This is a genomic window from Chitinophaga sp. 10T418 (assembly GCF_056394125.1).
This window is the reverse complement of record NZ_JBFTHG010000003.1, coordinates 284366-303356: the sequence shown is the minus strand read 5'-3', so window position 1 is coordinate 303356 and position 18991 is coordinate 284366. Positions and strand designations below refer to the sequence as shown.

15 protein-coding genes are annotated in these 18991 nt (G+C 44.4%); 11 read left to right on the top strand and 4 right to left on the bottom strand.

Features of this window, described 5'->3' with window-relative positions; all coding sequences use genetic code 11:
* Positions 1-16: 16 nt before the first annotated feature.
* The 7 genes from DarG to AC1DCV_RS09320 all read left to right on the top strand — a co-directional run bounded on the left by DarG (position 17) and on the right by AC1DCV_RS09320 (position 6289).
* Positions 17-415 carry a flexirubin biosynthesis protein DarG gene (gene DarG / locus AC1DCV_RS09350; protein WP_477022960.1) on the top strand — a complete coding sequence of 133 codons (399 nt, stop codon included), beginning with the start codon at positions 17-19 and terminating at the stop codon, positions 413-415.
* 115 nt (positions 416-530) lie between these two features.
* Complete coding sequence (gene darH, locus AC1DCV_RS09345) at positions 531-1535, top strand: BtrH-related acyltransferase DarH (protein WP_477022959.1); 1005 nt, start codon at positions 531-533, stop codon at positions 1533-1535.
* A 17-nt stretch (positions 1536-1552) separates the two neighbouring features.
* Positions 1553-2302 carry an ABC transporter ATP-binding protein gene (locus AC1DCV_RS09340; RefSeq protein ID WP_477022958.1) on the top strand — a complete coding sequence of 250 codons (750 nt, stop codon included), beginning with the start codon at positions 1553-1555 and terminating at the stop codon, positions 2300-2302.
* Between the two features lie 83 nt (positions 2303-2385).
* Positions 2386-3678 carry an ABC transporter permease gene (locus AC1DCV_RS09335; protein ID WP_477022957.1) on the top strand — a complete coding sequence of 431 codons (1293 nt, stop codon included), beginning with the start codon at positions 2386-2388 and terminating at the stop codon, positions 3676-3678.
* A 92-nt stretch (positions 3679-3770) separates the two neighbouring features.
* Entirely contained in the window at positions 3771-4028 is a 258-nt protein-coding gene (locus tag AC1DCV_RS09330; protein ID WP_477022956.1) for a phosphopantetheine-binding protein, read from the top strand.
* Positions 4029-4041: 13 nt separating this feature from the next.
* Positions 4042-5256 carry a beta-ketoacyl-[acyl-carrier-protein] synthase family protein gene (locus tag AC1DCV_RS09325; protein ID WP_477022955.1) on the top strand — a complete coding sequence of 405 codons (1215 nt, stop codon included), beginning with the start codon at positions 4042-4044 and terminating at the stop codon, positions 5254-5256.
* Between the two features lie 16 nt (positions 5257-5272).
* Positions 5273-6289 carry a beta-ketoacyl synthase chain length factor gene (locus AC1DCV_RS09320; RefSeq protein WP_477022954.1) on the top strand — a complete coding sequence of 339 codons (1017 nt, stop codon included), beginning with the start codon at positions 5273-5275 and terminating at the stop codon, positions 6287-6289.
* Between the two features lie 394 nt (positions 6290-6683).
* On the opposite strand, the gene AC1DCV_RS09315 is transcribed toward AC1DCV_RS09320, so the two are convergent.
* From AC1DCV_RS09315 to rpsT, 3 genes are all read right to left on the bottom strand, one after another.
* A complete protein-coding gene (locus tag AC1DCV_RS09315; RefSeq protein WP_477022953.1) occupies positions 6684-7706 on the bottom strand; it encodes a PDDEXK nuclease domain-containing protein in 1023 nt (340 codons plus the stop codon).
* 266 nt (positions 7707-7972) lie between these two features.
* Positions 7973-9697, bottom strand: a complete 1725-nt coding sequence (locus tag AC1DCV_RS09310) for a M14 family metallopeptidase (protein WP_477022952.1) — start codon at positions 9695-9697, stop codon at positions 7973-7975.
* A gap of 74 nt (positions 9698-9771) precedes the next feature.
* Positions 9772-10026, bottom strand: a complete 255-nt coding sequence (rpsT, locus tag AC1DCV_RS09305) for a 30S ribosomal protein S20 (RefSeq protein ID WP_331968888.1) — start codon at positions 10024-10026, stop codon at positions 9772-9774.
* Between the two features lie 241 nt (positions 10027-10267).
* Between rpsT and AC1DCV_RS09300 the strand changes: the two genes are divergently transcribed.
* From AC1DCV_RS09300 to AC1DCV_RS09290, 3 genes are all read left to right on the top strand, one after another.
* Complete coding sequence (locus AC1DCV_RS09300) at positions 10268-13030, top strand: 2-oxoglutarate dehydrogenase E1 component (RefSeq protein WP_477022951.1); 2763 nt, start codon at positions 10268-10270, stop codon at positions 13028-13030.
* Between the two features lie 101 nt (positions 13031-13131).
* A complete protein-coding gene (gene odhB / locus AC1DCV_RS09295; protein WP_477022950.1) occupies positions 13132-14715 on the top strand; it encodes a 2-oxoglutarate dehydrogenase complex dihydrolipoyllysine-residue succinyltransferase in 1584 nt (527 codons plus the stop codon).
* Between the two features lie 177 nt (positions 14716-14892).
* Positions 14893-16050, top strand: coding sequence for an RsmB/NOP family class I SAM-dependent RNA methyltransferase (locus tag AC1DCV_RS09290; RefSeq protein ID WP_477022949.1), 1158 nt, complete (start codon positions 14893-14895; stop codon positions 16048-16050).
* Between the two features lie 121 nt (positions 16051-16171).
* Here the strand turns inward: AC1DCV_RS09290 and mnmA are convergent, their stop codons facing one another.
* Entirely contained in the window at positions 16172-17281 is a 1110-nt protein-coding gene (mnmA, locus tag AC1DCV_RS09285; protein ID WP_477022948.1) for a tRNA 2-thiouridine(34) synthase MnmA, read from the bottom strand.
* Positions 17282-17492: 211 nt separating this feature from the next.
* Between mnmA and AC1DCV_RS09280 the strand changes: the two genes are divergently transcribed.
* On the top strand, positions 17493-18986 hold the full coding sequence (locus AC1DCV_RS09280; protein ID WP_477022947.1) for a tagaturonate reductase: 1494 nt from the start codon (positions 17493-17495) through the stop codon (positions 18984-18986).
* Positions 18987-18991: the final 5 nt, after the last annotated feature.

Here is an 18991-nt window from a genome sequence, read left to right as displayed (position 1 = left end):
ATCTAAAACTGGCATCATGAAAAAAGAGGAAGTACCGCAGGATGGTGATAACCTGCATAAAGGTACATTCAAGCAGATTATGTATGCAGTGGATAATTCCGGCAATTATGTGCAGGTGCAGAGTGCAGGATGGGAACCGGAAAACATTGCAATGGACCAGGCCTGGGAAGAAGTAAATGAGCGGGTGAAAGCTGCCCGCGCCCGCGTGGAAGCAGGAGAGATCAGTCCCGTTGCCTATTATATGGAAAAGAACCTGATGGATCTGCCTTTACTGGCAAGTTATGTCGGGAAATTTCAATGGCAGGTAAAAAGGCATATGAAGCCGGGTGTTTTTAAACGGCTTTCTCCAAAAATGCTGCAGCGTTATGCGGATGCCTTCAAAGTGAGTTTAACAGATCTGTTGCAGGTCAAATAGATAATTACGAATTACAAATTACGAATTACGGATTTGTGGGTAGATGATATCCGAAGATCTACCCACAAATCCGTAATTCGTAATTCTTAGTTCGTAATTCTTTTCAAAAAATATTATGAGTAATTCTTTCTTCCAACACACGCAGACGGCACATTGCGAAAGTGGAGTAATATCAAATCTGCTGGGACATTACGGTTTACAGATCAGTGAGCCGATGGCATTTGGTATTGGCGCAGGTATATTTTTCGGACATCTTCCTTTTGTAAAGGTGAATGGTGTGCCCGGTACTACCTACCGGATATGGCCGGGAGCTATTTTTCAACGGGTATGTAAGCGCCTGGGTGTGAGAATGGAATCTGAAAAATTCTCTACACCGGAAAAAGGCATGGCCGCACTGGACAAAGTTATTGAGGCAGGCATACCTGTTGGATTACAGTCCAGTGTTTATTATCTGTCTTACTTTCCAGCTTCCTATCGTTTCCATTTTAATGCACATAATCTTGTAGTATATGGCAAAGAGGACGGACAATACCTGGTAAGTGATCCTGTAATGGATACCGTTACCACCATTGATCCGGAAAGCCTGGTGCAGGCTCGCTTTGCCAAAGGATTTCCGGCCCCTAAAGGAAAAATGTATTATCCGGTACATGTACCTGCAACCGCTTCTTTTGAAAAGCCGATCAGGGCGGGTATTGAACAGGCCTGTCATTTTATGCTGAAGGTGCCGATCCCTATGTTTGGGGTAAAAGGTATCCGTTTCCTCTCTAAAAGGGTACGTAATTATGCAGAAAATCCGGGTGACCGCAAAGCCACTCTGTATCTGGGAAATATTATCCGTATGCAGGAAGAGATAGGTACCGGCGGTGCAGGCTTCCGTTTCCTGTATGCTGCATTTTTACAGGAAGCAGCAGTGATGTTGAAAAAAGATGAACTAAGTAAACTGGCAGGTGAGCTGACCAAAACCGGTGATCTCTGGCGTAATTTTGCATTTGCGGCAGGCCGAGTATGCAAAAGCAGATCGGCAGATAATGTTTCTTACAAAGAACTCAGTGAAATGCTATTGGAATGTGCTGCTTCTGAAGATGTTTTCTTTAAGAAACTGTCACAGGTGAAGTGGTAATTAAAATATCGAATGAAATGATGTCCGGCATATCAGTTAGTGAATTATATAAAACCTACAAAGGAACCGCGGAGCCCACATTGAAAGGACTTACGTTTCAGTTTGGAGAAGGAAAGATTGCCGGTTTGCTGGGACCTAACGGAGCAGGTAAAACAACTACTATTTCTATTTTGTGTGGCATTGTACGTGGAGACAGCGGTGAAGTAGTGATTCATGGCTTAAAACAGGATGCTGCACACAGGGAAGCCATTAAGCAGATCATTGGTATTGTTCCACAACAAATTGCATTATATCCGCAACTATCGGCAGTAGAAAACCTCACTTACTTTGGCAACCTGTATGGTTTCAAAGGAAAGGCATTGCAGCAAAAAATTATGCATTACCTGGAGTTGTTTGGATTGGAGAAGAGCGCACATAAAGAGATTCATAAATATTCCGGTGGCATGAAGCGGCGGGCAAATATTATCGCCGCTATATTGCACGACCCCAAATTACTGGTATTGGATGAACCTACCGCAGGTGTAGATGTGCAATCGCGCAGTATGATATTGCAGTTTCTGCGCGACTACAACCGGCAGGGCGCCAGTATCCTGTATACTTCCCACTTGCTGGAAGAAGCACAATCATTATGTGAAGAAGTAGTGATTATGGACGAAGGAAAGATGATTGTACAGGGAAATCCGCTTGCCCTGATTCATGCACATCCGGCATGCAATAACCTGGAAGATGTATTCCTACATTTTACTGGTAATGCAGTCAGAGATTAGTTGTTAGCGGGCAAACAGCAGAAAGGGATTCCGGGAAAATAGATTAAATGAACACTAAAAGCTAAAGCAGAGAGCTAAAGGCTATGTTAAGATTACTGGCAACAATTAGGAAAGAATGGCAACTGCTGTTACGTGATAAAACAGGATTAATACTTCTGTTTGTGATGCCACTGGTATTAATCACGGTGATGGCGCTGATCCAGGATGCTCCGTTTAAAGATTACCAGGATATCAAATTTGACATATTAACGGTCGATAATGATCACGGTCGTTTGGGCCGTTATGTAAGAGAAGGCCTTGAGTCTGGTGGACAATTCAATATCATTGATTCGCTGGAAGGGCAGCCGATTACGGCAGAACGGGCCAAGCAGCTGGTGAATGAAGGAAAGTACAAGATCAGTATCATTGTACCTGCGGGAGCTACGGCTGCTATTGTCAGTAATGCGAACCGTATTGTTAACGACATTTCCCAGCGTATGGGTATGTCGGTATCTTTACCAGTAAAGAAGACCGCTGATTCGCTGAATGTGATCATTTATTTTGATCCTGCGGCCAAGAAAGCATTCAAAGGAGCTATACATCAGGCGTTGGATAATTTCCTTACACAGGTGGAAACAGATATGTTGCTGGACCGCATTAAGCACCAGCTACGGAGTAAAGATTCAACAGCCGCCAGTACAGATACTTTACCGATTCGTCTGCAAGCTGTTGGATTAAAGGAGCATAGCACGGGTACAGGTAAACAGCTGGATGTAATATCCAATTCTGTGCAGCACAATGTGCCGGCATGGAGCATCTTTGCCATGTTTTTTATCGTAATTCCTATTGCAGGCAATATGATCCGGGAAAGAGAAGATGGTAGTTTGCTGCGGATGAAGCTGATACCAGGGTCTTACCTGGCTATTCTGGCGGGCAAGATGTTGTTCTTTGTTGGCATTTGTGTGTTGCAGTTTTATGCGATGATGTTGGTGGGTATCTATCTATTGCCACGGTTGGACTTACCCAGACTGGTCATGGGACACCATCACGGCGCTACCGTTCTGGTAGCTTCGGGAATAGGACTGGCGGCAACGGCTTATGGTATCCTGATTGGCACGATATTTAAAACGCCTAACCAGGCATTGAATTTCGGAGCGATCTCTATCGTAATATTGTCTGCCATCGGTGGTATATGGATCCCGCTGGAAGTGATGCCTGCCAAGATGCAGTTACTGGGGCATTTATCGCCGCTTAGCTGGGGACTGGATGCAATCAATGACGTATACCTCCGCAATGGGGATATTGATTATGTATGGAAGAATGTGTTGAGATTAATACTCACAGGATTGGCTATGCTGGCCATAGCCGGGTGGGTGGAAAAAAGAAGAATGAACTGATAAATGTTTTCAAAACAATAGTAAAACTGTATTTTTACTCCCCACAAGGGCATTCGCCTGTTGTGAACAACAGGTGATAAACCTACAACATTATGGAAGAATTAAAAAAGAAACTGAAAGAACAAATCATCGAGGCGCTGAATCTTCAGGATACCAAACCGGAAGATATTGATGACAACGCACCATTATTCGGAGAAGGACTGGGACTTGACAGTATTGATTCCCTGGAATTGATGGTGTTGCTGGAAAGACAGTATCACATCAAAGTAGAAGATCCACGTGAAGGTCGTAAGATCTTACAGTCTGTTCAGTCTATGGCAGAATTTATCGAATCAAAACAACCGGCATAAGTAAACTGGCTGCATGGCGGAAAGAGTGTTTATAACAGGGGTAGGAATGATCACCGCTATTGGTGATAATGTAGCCGGAAATTTATATAACCTGCGGGCACAGCACAGTGGCCTGGGTTATAGCAGTTACATAGATACTATTTATAAAAGCGTGCTTCCGGTAGCGGAAGTAAAGCATCCCAGCGAAGCATTGTTTGCGCTGGCCGGTATCCCGGTGAAGGACGGGTTTACCCGTACTACTTTGCTGGGGATGGCTGCTATGCGGGAAGCATTGCAGGATGCTGGTATCACGGATGTGCAATCGGCTCCCACCGGTTTTATCAACGCCAGTACAGTAGGCGGGATGTGTGATACGGAAAAGTTATACTTCGATATTATTGACCGCGATAAAACGGGCACTTTTTTACAATATATAGATACCCTGGATTGCGCGGATTGTACGCAACGTATAGCCGACATCGTAGGATTCACGGAACATATTGCCACTATTAGTACCGCGTGCTCTTCTTCAGCCAACGCACTGATGTTTGGTGCACGTATGATTAAACAGGGTATGCTGCCACGGGTTGTATGCGGAGGTACAGAAGCACTTACCCGCTTTACGCTGAACGGGTTTAACTCCCTGAAAAATGTGGATAAGCAGTTTTGTCGTCCCTTTGATCAGCAACGTACCGGTCTTAATCTGGGCGAGGGTGCTGCCTACCTGGTACTGGAAGGTGAATCTTTTGCAAAGGCCAACAACAGCCGTATTCTGGCGGAACTGAGCGGTTATTGTAATACCAATGAAGCTTTCCATCCTACGTCTCCTTCACCTGAAGGTGATGGCGCCTACGAAGCAATGAAGCTGGCACTCGCTATGAGTGGCAGATCATTGGAGGAGGTAAGCTATGTCAACGTACACGGTACTGCCACGCTGAATAATGATGTTTCTGAAGGCAAGGCACTGGAACGGCTGTTTGGGGACAAAGTGCCCTTATTCAGCTCTACAAAGCCATTTACAGGGCATACATTGGCGGCAGCTGGTGCAATAGAAGCTATTTATGCTATCTTGGCTATACAACATGGGTTAATATTCCCTAATCTCAATTTCTCCGAAAGAATGGAGGAACTGCATATCAGCCCGGTAACGGAACTGATAGAGGGACACCCGGTAAATAATGTTATTTCAAACTCATTCGGCTTTGGGGGCAATAATGCTTCCMTGGTGATCAGCAAATATGAAGGGTAACTGTTACATACAAGGAATGGCGGCTATTTCCCCGCAGCTAACTTTCGAGAGGGATATTTTTTCGGCGCCACTGATACATACAGATAGTAACCTGCTTGCCTGTATTGAACCCGACTATAAACCATTTATTCCAGGCAACAGTCTGCGCCGCATGACTCGTGTGCTCAAAATAGGGCTGACTGCTGCGCTTAAATGTATACAGGATAGTGGACTGGATACACCCGGTCCTATTGTTACCGGCACCGGTAAAGGCAGTTTACAGGATACCGAAAAGTTCATCAAGGAAATTGTTGAGTATAAAGAAACCGCCTTAAATCCTACTCCATTTATTCAATCTACCTACAATTCTGTAAACGGGCTTATCGCCCTACAGCAGAAGTGCACTGCCTATAACAATACATTTGTACACCGCGGTTTCTCATTTGAGAATGCATTACTGGACAGCATGATGCTGATACAGGAAGGCGCTTCTCATACATTGACCGGCGCTTTTGAAGAAATTACTGCGGAGCATTTTTATATTAAGAGCCGTATCGGTTTCTGGAAAGAAGCACCAGTGAACAGCGCGGAGCTGTATCAACATTTATCTCCCGGTACTATTGCAGGAGAAGGGGCTACTTTTTTTGCGCTCACTGGTATACCATCGCCCCATACTTACGCCGCTATTTCCGGTTTTAAAATGCTGTATAAACCTGCGCCAGGAAAGCTGACTGCTACCCTGAAAAATTTTAGTGCAGGCGCAGATCTGATTATCACCGGCCGCAATGGCGACAGCCATCATGAGCATTTTTATGAAGAACTGGATAGTTGTTATCCGGGTGTTCCTCAAATATCATTTAAGCACTTATGTGGTGAATATGATACTGCGGGTGCTTTTGGTGTGTGGCTCGCAGCTCAAATCATAAAAGCGCAGCAACTGCCACAACAGTGGTTTCCCCAACTGCAGCCGTTGTCTGCGCCTGTTAATTCCATTTTATTTTATAATCATTTCTACGGAGAACAGCATGTAATGCTGCGGTTGGAAAGGGTTTAGTTTTCGCATCTTCTCAGTTCTACTGCCAGGCACTGTTGCAACTCTTCTACCAATGCTTATAAACAGGGTTACCCTGTGGAATGTCAATAGGCAGTTGTCAGATCCATCATTTTTGCCTGAAACGTGATCGATTTGTAATTCGCCCATTGGTGGTAGGCTTATTATATTAAGAAGTAATTGAATTCATTAGTCAGCGACTGATGAATTTTATCTAATTGATTATTAGACGTTTGTAATTGGGCGGTCGCTGACTACCCAATTTGTATATTAATTTTTCAAAATCGTCGGACACCGTCTGACGAATTTGATTGTTATCTTTTTTTAATTTGTCTGGAACTTTTTTCGACCTGTAGACAAGAATGTGCATGTATTGATTTAATGTTGTTGAGCATTATTATAACATTTTTGCCAATGTTTCCGCATCAGGTAAAAATTCTTTCATGTTATCCGGTACACTGTGAAAATGGGTATAGGTGCCTACACTCATGGCTTTGTCAATGGATTTAATAGCGTAGTCCACTACCGTATTATCTTTTTGTTTACAAAGTACAATACCAATACTTGGATTCTCATGCGCTAGTTTTACTTTATCATCTAATACATTGAGATAGAAATTAAGTTGACCTGCATATTCTGGTTTGAACTTTTTCCGTTTGAGCTCAATCGCTACGAGACATTGCAGGTGGCGATTGTAGAAGAGGAGATCTACAAAGAATTCACTGTTGTTTACCGTCAGCTTATATTGATTGCCAATGAAGGAATAGCCTTTCCCCATGCTCATAATGAATTTCTTAATGTTGTTCACGATATCACTTTCCAGTATCCCTTCATCGTCATTATCATCAATGTTAACAAAGTCCAGCAGGTATTCATCTTTAAATACTTCCAATGCTTTTGACTTAATATTTTCAGGAAGTGTTTTATTGAAGTTGTTGGGCATATTACCCTGGTGTTTGAAAAGTTTGGCGTTAATGTGATGTTCTAATTCTCTTACTGACCAGCATTGCTCTGCAGTTTGAGATATATAGAAGAGGCGTTCATTTTCTTGTTTGCATTTTTCTAAAATAAGGATATGGTGTGTGAAGCTAATACTGTAAAAGCATTCCTGTAATTGCGCCGTCACTGACGGCGCAATTACAGGAATGCAGTAAGCATCGAAAAATTGTCTCATTTTTATAAGGTTTCTGGCAGAAAATCCTTTCAGCCCTGGCAGCTGTTGTTGTAGGTCCATAGCTATTTGTTCTATTACTTTCGCGCCCCAGTTCTCCGCGCTTGATTTCTCAGAAAGCATCTGTCCAAGTTTGAAGTATAGTTTCAATTGCTCTTGATTAGCTAATCGGGCAGCAAGATATCTGCTGCGCACAATGTTTTGTTTGATGTCCTTGATAAATTGCTTATATGAAACTCCTGTTTCCATTTGTTTATATTTATTAGTGAATAATTTTCAGATAGATGATACTGATGGGAGAGAAGGATGTTTGCACCACGTTGAAGATAGCTAGCAAAGGTGTAAACGGGGATGAATTTAATGGTTACAAACGAACATGAATTGTTCATTTTGTTCATTGGCAAAATGATCTGTTCATTATCGATTTAATTATGCAGTCACTGGCTGCGCAATTAAAAATAAAAAAGCGGAGATACAAGCTCCGCTTATATCTCCGCTTCCATCATCTTACAAAACTATTTTACTCTATATACCGGATAGCGCATGTATTCCGGTTCTGCATAAGGAGAATTTCTGTATATAAAATTCAGTTGAGCGCTGGCACTATTTGCAAAAGCGGTATCACTTGCTCTCTTCTTATTTAATGCATCCTGTAATTCAGGATGTTGCTGCAGATAAGCGGCGCCGGTATCTTCAAAAACATAAGGAGAATAACCTTCTTTTTGTGCGAGGATGGCATCAAAAAAATTCCAGGCAAAATATGAATCACCAGCAGTCGGTTCCAGTGTTTCTATCAGGAAGCGATTGGCCGTTTGATTCATCGGAATGTAAACATCGCCTTTGCGAAAACGGATAGAATCCATGTTGCTGCTCACTTTTATATTGGTGTGCAGATAATGTTTTTCATATGGTTTGGAATTGGTCTGGAAGTCTGCAATATGATATACTTCAACATACACCGTTGTGTCATGCGCTAACGGTTGCAGGTGTACGTTATTGTTTTTCAGGAGATGGATAACGGCCCACCAGCCTTGTGGTATAATATACGCGCGTGGTTTCTCCACAAAATTTTCTTCCGTGGCGGTGTTATAAAATTTTATCTGCCTGGTGTAGGGCTTTGTCCGATCGTAGTATAGTCGTGGTAGGCCGGAGATGCCGCTGGGCTTGTGTCCTGACTCGAATCCACGGAAGGTGATCAGGCTGTATTTATTCATATCAAACTGCCATGACAGTGGAAATATTTTTTGTGTAATAGCGGTTTGCTTAGCCTGTTCGCGCAGTTGTTTAATGGCTTCGCTGTGTGTGGACGTAAACTGTATGAAGCATTCCATCAGGGCGTAGGTGGCTTTTACGCGTAATGGATAGGGCTTCAGCATATGGGTTTCCGGCACAAATCCGAAGGTATGAAACAATGTCGTATAGCCGGTAGAGTAACGGGGCGCATCTGCAAATTCCACCCATCCGCTGTCGGGTGTTTCACCAAAATGATTTACATAAGGAACGAGGTCATAGCCTTTTGTTTTCATGAGGGCATATAATCCGGGTTCAAATGTTTTATTCATGAATTCGCCCATGGCGCCACCGAGTTTATTATGCTGGGTGGTCAGCAGGGTCATGATATGCTGGTAGTCTGCCCCGTTGCTGACATGGTTATCCACAAATACGTCCGGATCGGTGAGTTGATAGATTTGCTGGAAGGCGAGGGCATTTTTTGAATCTGTTTTGATGAAGTCGCGGTTAAGGTCCAGGTTCTGGGCGTTTCCGCGGGAGCCAAAGGCATCGGGACCGTTCTGATCTACCCGGTACCATGGGGAGCGGTTCAGCATGCCGCCGATGTTATATACCGGAATAACGGCAAGAATGATGTTATCGGGGAGTTTGATTTTGCCAAGGGCCAGGTCGCGGAGCATCATCATGCTGGCGTCTATCCCGTCAGGTTCTCCCGGGTGGATACCGTTGTTGATGAGGATAATGCGTTTATTCTTTTTATGGAGACTTTTAAAGTCGAAATCCTTTTGAGGAGAGTATGTCACCAGGTGAAGCGGAAATCCGGCATCTGTGGAACCGATGGGCTGCATCTGGATTTGGGGGAAGCGTTTGGCGAGTAGCTGGTAGTATTGAATGACTTCCGGGTAAGTAGCGGTTTCCTGACCGGCTGTCTTTTCGTAGCGGGTAGTAAAGTCCTGAGCGGAAGACAGTAGCGGTAGCAGGCAGGCGAGGAGGATAGCTATTTTTTTCATTATACGAAAGTGAAGAGAAAAACAAAAAGCCCTTCCTTTGGGAGGAAGAGCTGTAAATATTGTTACTGAAACAATTAAGCCAACGCTAAAACGCGCTTAGCCAGCTTGCTTTTCAGATTTGCTGCTTTGTTCTTGTGAATAACGTTACGTTTAGCTAATTTATCCAGCATAGAAGCTACCTCTGCTAAATCTTTCTCCGCTGTTGCTTTCTCAGTCACCGCTTTCAGGTCACGGATGGCATTACGAGTAGTTTTACCGTAGTAACGGTTACGCTCATTACGCTTTCTGCTTTGACGTACGTCTTTTTTCGTTGCTTTATGGTTTGCCATTTTTCAAATTTCAAGTTTCGGACGGCAAAGGTAACTATTTCCCATTTAGAAAACAAACTAAATGTAGTTTTTCCGTCGAAGAGCAAATATAAGGGTCTTTCATCACAGATAATCAGTTGATTTTTTCTAATTTTTTCCATCCGGCGTATCAAAAAACGAGCGATATTTGCAATCCCATATATTAATATATTGGGACCAACAGAAAAGTATTTGAACTGAAGATCAGCAAAACTCGTTGTAAATGAAGGACTTCTCATTCGTCACCAACTCACATCCTGCTTACATAGAATCGTTATATCAGGATTTCCGCAAAGATCCCAACTCTGTAGACCCGGATTGGGTTAAATTTTTCGAAGGATTTGATTTTGCAGTATCCAGTGTAAACGGCAACAAGGCGGCAGCATCAGCGCCTGTAGCAGGAGGCAGCACTTCGTTGCCTGTGAGCGACGACCAGTTGGCAAAAGAACTGGGCGTATACCGCCTGATACAGGCGTATCGCAAAAAAGGCCACCTGATTGCTAAAACCAACCCCATCCGTGAAAGAAAAGACAGGAAGGCCAATCTCGATCTGGCCAGCTTTGGATTAGGGGACGCTGATCTCAAAACAGAATTCTTTGCAGGAACTACCATCGGTGTCGGCAAAGCTTCCCTCGAAAAGATTGTTGCCTATCTGACCCAGATTTATGCCAGCTCAGTAGGATTGCAATACACTTACATCAATGCCCGCGACAAGGCTAAATGGCTGGAAAAGGAATTTGAGGCAGTAATGACACAACCTTTGTCACTGGAACAGCGTCGCCGCATTTTGCAGAAGCTGAACCAGGGTGTTATTTTCGAAAAATTTCTCCACACAAAATATATCGGGCAAAAGCGTTTTGGTCTGGAAGGTGGCGAATCCACTATTCCGGCACTGGATGCTATCCTTAATGTAGCCGCAGAATATGGTGTACAGGAATCTGTGATAGGTATGGCTCACCGTGGCCGTTTAAACGTACTCGCAAATATCCTGGGTAAAACCTACGAGCAGATCTTCAATGAATTTGAAGGACTGGCCGTACCGGATATGACCATGGGTAGTGGTGATGTGAAATATCACCTTGGTTTCCGTTCCCAGGTAACCACTCCATCCGGCAAACCGGTAAACCTGCAACTGATGCCTAACCCTTCCCACCTGGAAGTAGTAGATCCGATTGTGATCGGTTTTGCGCGCAGTAAAGCAGATGTAATTTATGACAGCGATTACGACAAAATATTGCCTATCCTCATTCATGGTGATGCTGCCGTAGCCGGTCAGGGCATTGTGTATGAAGTAGAGCAGATGAGCAAACTGAAAGGTTACTACGTAGGTGGTACCATTCACTTTGTGATCAACAACCAGATCGGTTTTACCACTGACTTTGATGACGCACGTTCATCAGACTACTGTACCAGCGTAGCTTCTATCGTTCAGGCGCCGGTATTCCACGTGAATGGCGATGATGCAGAAGCGGTGGTGAAAGTATCACAGCTGGCTGCCCGTTACCGTCAGGAATTCAATGAAGATGTGTTCATTGATATGGTTTGTTACCGCAAACATGGCCACAACGAAGGTGATGAACCTAAGTTCACCCAGCCAAGTTTGTACGCATTGATTGAAAAACACGCTAATCCGCGTGAAGTATATACCCAGTTCCTGCTGAATAATGGCGAGTCTGATGCAGCGGCATTGGCGAAGGAAATGGAAAAAGGATTCTGGGATGAATTACAGGCCCGCCTGGATGAAGTAAAACAACATCCGCTGCCGTACGCCAACCAGAAACCGGAACAGTGGTGGCAGGCCCTGCGCAAATCTACACCGCAGGACTTCGAATCTTCCCCTGTAACTGCTATCAAGGAAGAAGATTTCAAACGCCTGTTTGACGGGCTGATGAAATGGCCTGAGAATTTTGTTCCCCTCCGCAAAGTGAGCAAACTATTGCAGGATAAGATCAAGTTGTACCAGGAAGAAGGCAAGGTGGATTGGGCAACCGGTGAGCTGTTAGCTTACGCCAGTCTCCTGATCGAAGGCAAAGATGTTAGAATGAGTGGAGAAGATGTAAAACGTGGTACTTTCTCTCATCGCCATGCGGTGTTGTTTGATGAAAATACCAACGAAACCTACAACCGTCTCAGTCATTTCCAGGAGAAACAGGGTAAATTCAGAATTTATAACTCTTTACTGAGTGAATATGGTGTATTGGGTTTTGAATATGGTTATGCCATGGCCAACCCCAACAGCCTGGTATTGTGGGAAGCGCAGTACGGCGACTTTGTAAACGGTGCACAAACAGTGATTGATCAGTATATTACCAGCGCAGAGCAGAAATGGACTACGCAGAATGGACTGGTGATGTTATTGCCTCATGGTTATGAAGGTGGTGGACCAGATCACTCCAATGCCCGTCCGGAACGTTTCTTACAGCAATGTGCGGAAGAGAATGTAGTGATCACCAATATTACTACTGCAGCTAACTTCTTCCATGCATTACGCCGTCAGTTGACCTGGCAGTTCCGCAAACCACTGATTAACTTCTCACCAAAAGCGAATCTGCGTCATGTGGGTGCTTATTCTACTACGGAAGAATTTACACAGGGCGGATTTAAAGAAGTGCTGGATGATCCATTCATCGATGATGCTTCAGTGGTAAAGAAAGTGTTACTGTGTTCAGGTAAAATGTATTTTGACCTGAGTGATAAACAAGGTAAAGATGACCGCAAAGATGTGGCCATTGTTCGCCTGGAGCAACTCTATCCACTGCCAATCAAACAGCTCGAAGCTATTTCTCAGAAGTATAAAGGTGCGACCTTCTTCTGGGTACAGGAAGAGCCGCTGAATATGGGTGCCGCCGCGTTCCTGCAAATGAACCTGAAGCAGATCAATTATGGTGTTATCAGCCGCAATCCAAGTGCGTCTACTGCTACCGGTTATGCGAAAGTACATGCACGTGAGCAGCAACAGATTATTGATACGGCTTTTAACATCTAAAAAAATAAAAGTATAAACAGAATAACCTGGTTTGATGTTAAGCTGAAAGCTAAAAGCTGAAAGCGCAAAGCTAACCTGGTATCACCATCAACTGATTAAATATGGTTATCGAAATCAAAGTCCCTACGGTAGGAGAATCTATTAGCGAGGTAACAATTGCAAAGTGGTTGAAGAAAGACGGAGATTATGTGCAGCAGGACGAGGTATTATGTGAAATGGAATCAGAGAAGGCAACCTTCGAACTGAATGCAGAGAAAGCAGGTGTCCTGAAGATTGCTCCGGCAGCTCAGGAAGGCGCTACTTTGAAGATCGGTGATGTAGCCTGCAGCATTGATACAGATGCAGCCGCACCAACCGGTGATGCCGCTCCTGCAGCAGCAGCTCCCGCTGCCCCTGTTGCAGCAACCGCACCGGCAGCAGAAGCAGCAGAAGCAGCACCTGCCGCACCTGCAGTGAACAAAGGGACGATTGAAATGAAAGTGCCTACAGTAGGAGAGTCTATAAGTGAAGTAACACTTGTAAAGTGGATCAAGAATAATGGTGATTATGTAGAACGTGATGAAGTGGTATGTGAACTGGAATCAGAGAAAGCTACGTTCGAACTGAATGCAGAAGAAGCGGGTGCGCTGATTACTGTAGCAAAAGAAGGAGATACTTTAAAAATAGGCGATGTTGCCTGTAAAATAGATACCAGTGTTGCAAGACCTGCGGGTAAAGCAGCACCGGCAGCCGCTCCGGCTGCGCAGGCGTCAAAAGCTACTCCGCAGCCACAACAGGCGCCTGTTACCAGCATTCCGAATGATCTGAAAGCATCTCCGGTAGCAGCAGCAGTGATTGCAGACAAACATGTGGATGCCTCCAGCATCAAAGGTTCCGGTGCACATGGCAAAATCATGAAGGATGATGTACTGGCTGCCCTGCAAAATCCAGGTGTAGCTATTGGTCAGGAAATGTTTACCCGTCAGGAACGCCGCGAAAAAATGAGCAACCTGCGTAAAACTGTTTCCCGCCGCCTCGTGGAAGCCAAAAATACAACGGCTATGCTCACTACCTTCAACGAGGTAGACATGACCGAGATTATGGCGCTGCGTGCCAAATACAAGGAAGTATTCAAGAAACAGCATGAAGTAAACCTGGGCTTTATGAGCTTCTTTACGAAAGCATGCTGCTTTGCATTACAGGAATTCCCGTCTGTAAACGCTTACATCGACGGAGAAGAACTGGTATACCACGACTACTGCGATATCTCTATTGCAGTATCTGCTCCTAAAGGTCTGGTGGTACCGGTGATCCGTAATGCAGAAAGTCTGGATATGGCAGGTATTGAAAAAGCAGTGGTGGAACTGGCTACCAAAGCCCGTGACAACAAATTGACGATGCCTGAAATGACCGGTGGTACTTTCACCATCACTAATGGTGGCGTATTTGGTTCACTGATGAGCACACCTATCATCAACATTCCGCAATCTGCTATCCTGGGTATGCACAAAATACAGGATCGTCCGATGGCGGTAAATGGTCAGGTAGTGATCCGTCCAATGATGTACCTGGCGCTGAGTTACGATCACCGCATCATTGATGGCCGTGAGTCAGTAAGCTTCCTGGTAAGAGTGAAAGAAATGCTGGAAAATCCTGAACAACTGTTGTTCGGTAAAGATCCACTGAAAGCATTACTGAAATTATAATAGCAACTGGTAATAATATAATTGTGAAGGCGGAGATGATGATTCATCTCCGCCTTCTTTTTTGGGATCAGTAATGTTCTTGTAACTGATAGAGTTTGGGTTGGTAAATGAATACACAATGACATATCGATGTTAGCTGCTATGTGGTAGCGTCAATATTAGCCCTTATCTTCGCGTATGACCCGTTGGGAAAATTATTTAGCATCAGCAGAGAAAATTATAGGCGCCTACCAGGGCAGCCTGCCATTACATCATTTTCTAAAATCCTTTTTTAAGGAGCATCCCTATATGGGAGGGCGCGACCGGCGCTGGATTTCGCAATTGGTATATCATTATTTCCGTTTAGGACATTGGGGGAAATCACTTCCGGTAAGTGAGCGGATAATAACAGGTGCCTTGCTTTGCGAAACTGCGCCGAACGATTTCCTGGCAGCAGTGAGGCCCGCCTGGAATCAGTCCACTACCTTGCCATTAACAGAGAAAACCGCCTTGTTATCTGACGCATTAATGCCCTCATCTATCTTCCCTTTGCTGGAAGATTTATCAGCAGGTATTGATGCTAACACCTACGCCTACACTATTCTTAAGCAGCCACGTTTGTTTATTCGTGTGCGTAATAACAGGCTGGAGAAAATATTGCAGTTGCTGGATAAAGCGGCTGTGGTATATGAAGTATTTACCAATAACACTACTGTGGCTTTGCCTAACGGCACCAAGATAGAAGTGATTGTGCCGGAGAAAAGCTGGTATGAAGTACAGGATGCATCGAGTCAGCAAACCGGTGAATTGTTTTTACCCACAAAGCAGCAGCGTTGGTGGGACTGTTGTGCCGCCAGTGGTGGTAAATCTATTCTCCTGAAAGATCAGCAACCGGGTGTGCAGTTGCTGGTATCGGATGTAAGAAGGTCCATCCTTGAAAACCTGCAGCAACGGTTTGTGGCAGCGGGAGTTAAGAACTATGAAGCGCGTGTGGCTGACCTGACAGCTGAAAATTTTCCTGCCAGCATGGGGAGCCAACAATTTGATGGCATTATCCTGGATGCTCCCTGCAGTGGTTCCGGTACCTGGGGGCGTACCCCTGAAAGTATTTCCTTCTTCAAAAAAGAAGAAATAGCGAAGTATCAGCAGTTGCAGAAACGTATAGCCCATAACGTGATACCTTTCTTAAAAAAAGGTGGCGCGTTGATTTATATTACCTGTTCTGTATTTAGGCAGGAGAATGAAGAGGTAGTGAAGTATATAGAAGAAATCAGTGATTTGCGGCAGGAGAAAGGAGGTGTGATTGCAGGGTATGATAAGGGAGCGGATACGATGTATGCGGTAAGGATGTCATAATCTTTTTTGACAGTAAGATCATTATCAAAAAAGTTAACAATAAAAAATTTGTCAGCATAAAAAAGGGTGCGAAGACTTCCGTCTTCTCACCCTTTGCTTTATCTATCTTATGAAATTGTTCTTATAACACTATCGGTACTGCGCGTTGAATAATACCGCCACCAATCACGTCATCGCCTTCATAAAATACAGCTGACTGACCAGGAGCAATACCCTTCACACTTTCATAAAAGCTTACTTTTACCTGGCCGTTTTCATTGTACAGGTTACTCAGTGCGCCTTTGTCTTTATACCGGATTTTTGTAGTGGCTTCCATTCCTTCTCCAATCGTTTCGTACTTACCCATGTTGATACCACTGACAAACATTTCGCTTTTCTGTAGTTCGTCTTCATTACCAAGCACTACCGTATTTGTTTCAGGGATGATCTCCGTTACAAATACTGGGCGTCCAAGGGCAATTTCAAGCCCTTTACGCTGCCCAACTGTATAGAAGGGGTAACCCTTGTGATGACCAACAATAGTGCCATCTGCGAGTACAAAATTGCCTCCGTTGACCCTTTCTTCCAGACCATCCACCTTTCTCTTCAAAAATCCGCGATAATCGTTGTCTGGTACAAAGCAAATTTCATAGCTTTCTGCCTTTTTAGCCAGTTCCGGATACCCGAAATCAAAGGCCATCTGACGGATAGCTGTTTTGCGGTAATTACCCAGAGGAAGCATGGTACGGGCCAGCACATCCTGTTGAATACCCCACAGCACATAGCTCTGGTCTTTGGTTTCGTCTACACCTTTACTGATCACGTAACGGCCATTGTCGTGCTGACGGATTTGTCCGTAGTGACCGGTAGCAATAAACTCGCAGTCCATAGCATCCGCACGTTTCATCAGTGCGCGCCATTTTATATGTGTATTGCACAACACACAAGGATTGGGTGTACGTCCTGCAATATATTCCTCGACAAAATTATTTATAACAAAATCACCGAATTCATCGCGGATATCCAGCACAAAGTGCGGGAATCCATGATGCACCGCCGCTGCGCGGGCATCGTTAAAAGAATCTAGGTTACAGCAGCCGGTTTCCTTTTTACTGGAACCAGCAGATGCATAATCCCAGGTTTTCATGGTGATACCCACCACTTCATATCCCTGCTCATGCAACATCAGCGCTGTAACAGTACTGTCTATACCACCGCTCATGGCTACCAGCACTTTACCATGCTTGCTCATTTGGAAAAGTTTAAGGATGCAAAATTACTTAAATTCCAGCCAACGGCCATCTATCCTTTATTGATCCTGACAATGAGCGGATTGATTCTGATTATATCATTGATAGCATTTTCTCCTCTTTATAGCGTTTATTTCCCGAAACACTATAAATTGTTAATTGTGAATTATATATTTATTAGTTTTAGCAACCTTTTAGTATAAAATACACGTGATGCTACCTTTATTAAATAAAGAACTTATATTAAAAAAGCATGATTCCGGCGTTCATGAAAAAACTTTCTCCTTCCCGGAAAAGATCCTTCAATTTGGTACCGGCGTGCTTTTGCGCGGATTGGTAGACTACCTGGTAGATAACGCCAACAGGCAGGGGATCTACCAAGGACGCATTGTTGTGGTAAAATCTACCGATGGCGATACCTCAGAATTTTCCAGCCAGGATAGTCTGTATACCACCCATATCAAAGGTGTTTCCCAGGGAGAACTGGTAGATCAGGTGCTTATTAACGCAGCAATTAGCCGTGTTTTGCAATCGAATGCAAACTGGCAGGAGATTTTGGAAGCTGTGCATCAACCCGCTTTGCAGACGATCATTTCCAACACCACGGAAGTAGGGATTCAGTACGTACCGGAAAAAGTAACTACGGGTGTTCCATCTTCCTATCCGGGTAAATTACTGGCGGTACTATGGGAACGTTTTTCTTACTTTAAAGGAAGCGCCAATACGGGTTTTGTGATTGTACCAACAGAGCTGGTAGTGGATAATGGCCGCTTATTGAAGGACATTGTATTGCAACTGGCTGCCTACAATGAAATGCCCGCTGCATTTACCGACTGGATTCATGCGGATAATTATTTTTGTAATTCACTGGTGGACCGCATCGTGCCGGGCAAACCCCGCAACCTGACGGAAATAGCCACTAAAGCCGGTTATATTGATCAGTTATGGATAGAAGTAGAGCCCTATCTCTTATGGGCAATTGAGGGAGGAGAACATATCCGGGAGGTATTATCTTTTTATAAGGGAGATGACAGAATGCTCATTGCCGACAGTATTACGCCATTCCGCGAACAGAAGCTCCGGTTACTGAACGGCAGTCATACCGCAGCAGTACCACTGGCTTTCCTGTCGGGATTGAATACGGTATACGAGTGCATGCAGGACGAATATATGAGTCATTTTTTCCGGTCAGTGGTGCTGGAGGAAATACTGCCTACCATTGCAGATAGTTGTCCCACTGCTACCGCGTTTGCCACAGATGTACTGGATCGTTTCGCCAACCCGTTTATTGCGCATAAACTCATCAGTATTACTTTCCAGGAAAGTTCCAAGATGAACGCACGCAATGTGCGCACACTGATTCGCTACCAGGAAAAGTATCATGCGCTGCCGCCGCATCTGTGCCTTGGATTTGCTGCCATGCTGCTGTTTCTGCGGCCGGCAAGAGAAGAGAATGGCAAGTACTTTGGTAACAGAGGCCAGGAAGAATATGTTATTACAGATGATAATGCGCCCATCTTTGCTGCATGGTGGCGCGATCATACAGATATTCCTGCGATGGTGGCTGGTATTTGCCGCGATCAACGTTTATGGGAAACCGATCTCACCGCTATTCCGGGATTTGCAGCGGAAGTAGCAGCTATTTTAGCGTCGCTTAAAAATGAAGGAGTGAAAGTATTTATTCAATCGCAGCTTCAAAAAAAATAGTCATT

Excerpts from the sequence above, each read along its gene's own strand:
- DarG (WP_477022960.1), top strand. The coding sequence starts at position 17 with ATGAAAAAAGAGGAAGTACCGCAGGATGGTGATAACCTGCATAAAGGT.
- darH (WP_477022959.1), top strand. The coding sequence starts at position 531 with ATGAGTAATTCTTTCTTCCAACACACGCAGACGGCACATTGCGAAAGT.
- AC1DCV_RS09340 (WP_477022958.1), top strand. The coding sequence starts at position 1,553 with ATGATGTCCGGCATATCAGTTAGTGAATTATATAAAACCTACAAAGGA.
- AC1DCV_RS09335 (WP_477022957.1), top strand. The coding sequence starts at position 2,386 with ATGTTAAGATTACTGGCAACAATTAGGAAAGAATGGCAACTGCTGTTA.
- AC1DCV_RS09330 (WP_477022956.1), top strand. The coding sequence starts at position 3,771 with ATGGAAGAATTAAAAAAGAAACTGAAAGAACAAATCATCGAGGCGCTG.
- AC1DCV_RS09320 (WP_477022954.1), top strand. The coding sequence starts at position 5,273 with ATGGCGGCTATTTCCCCGCAGCTAACTTTCGAGAGGGATATTTTTTCG.
- AC1DCV_RS09315 (WP_477022953.1), bottom strand. The coding sequence starts at position 7,706 with ATGGAAACAGGAGTTTCATATAAGCAATTTATCAAGGACATCAAACAA.
- AC1DCV_RS09310 (WP_477022952.1), bottom strand. The coding sequence starts at position 9,697 with ATGAAAAAAATAGCTATCCTCCTCGCCTGCCTGCTACCGCTACTGTCT.
- rpsT (WP_331968888.1), bottom strand. The coding sequence starts at position 10,026 with ATGGCAAACCATAAAGCAACGAAAAAAGACGTACGTCAAAGCAGAAAG.
- AC1DCV_RS09300 (WP_477022951.1), top strand. The coding sequence starts at position 10,268 with ATGAAGGACTTCTCATTCGTCACCAACTCACATCCTGCTTACATAGAA.
- odhB (WP_477022950.1), top strand. The coding sequence starts at position 13,132 with ATGGTTATCGAAATCAAAGTCCCTACGGTAGGAGAATCTATTAGCGAG.
- AC1DCV_RS09290 (WP_477022949.1), top strand. The coding sequence starts at position 14,893 with ATGACCCGTTGGGAAAATTATTTAGCATCAGCAGAGAAAATTATAGGC.
- mnmA (WP_477022948.1), bottom strand. The coding sequence starts at position 17,281 with ATGAGCAAGCATGGTAAAGTGCTGGTAGCCATGAGCGGTGGTATAGAC.
- AC1DCV_RS09280 (WP_477022947.1), top strand. The coding sequence starts at position 17,493 with ATGCTACCTTTATTAAATAAAGAACTTATATTAAAAAAGCATGATTCC.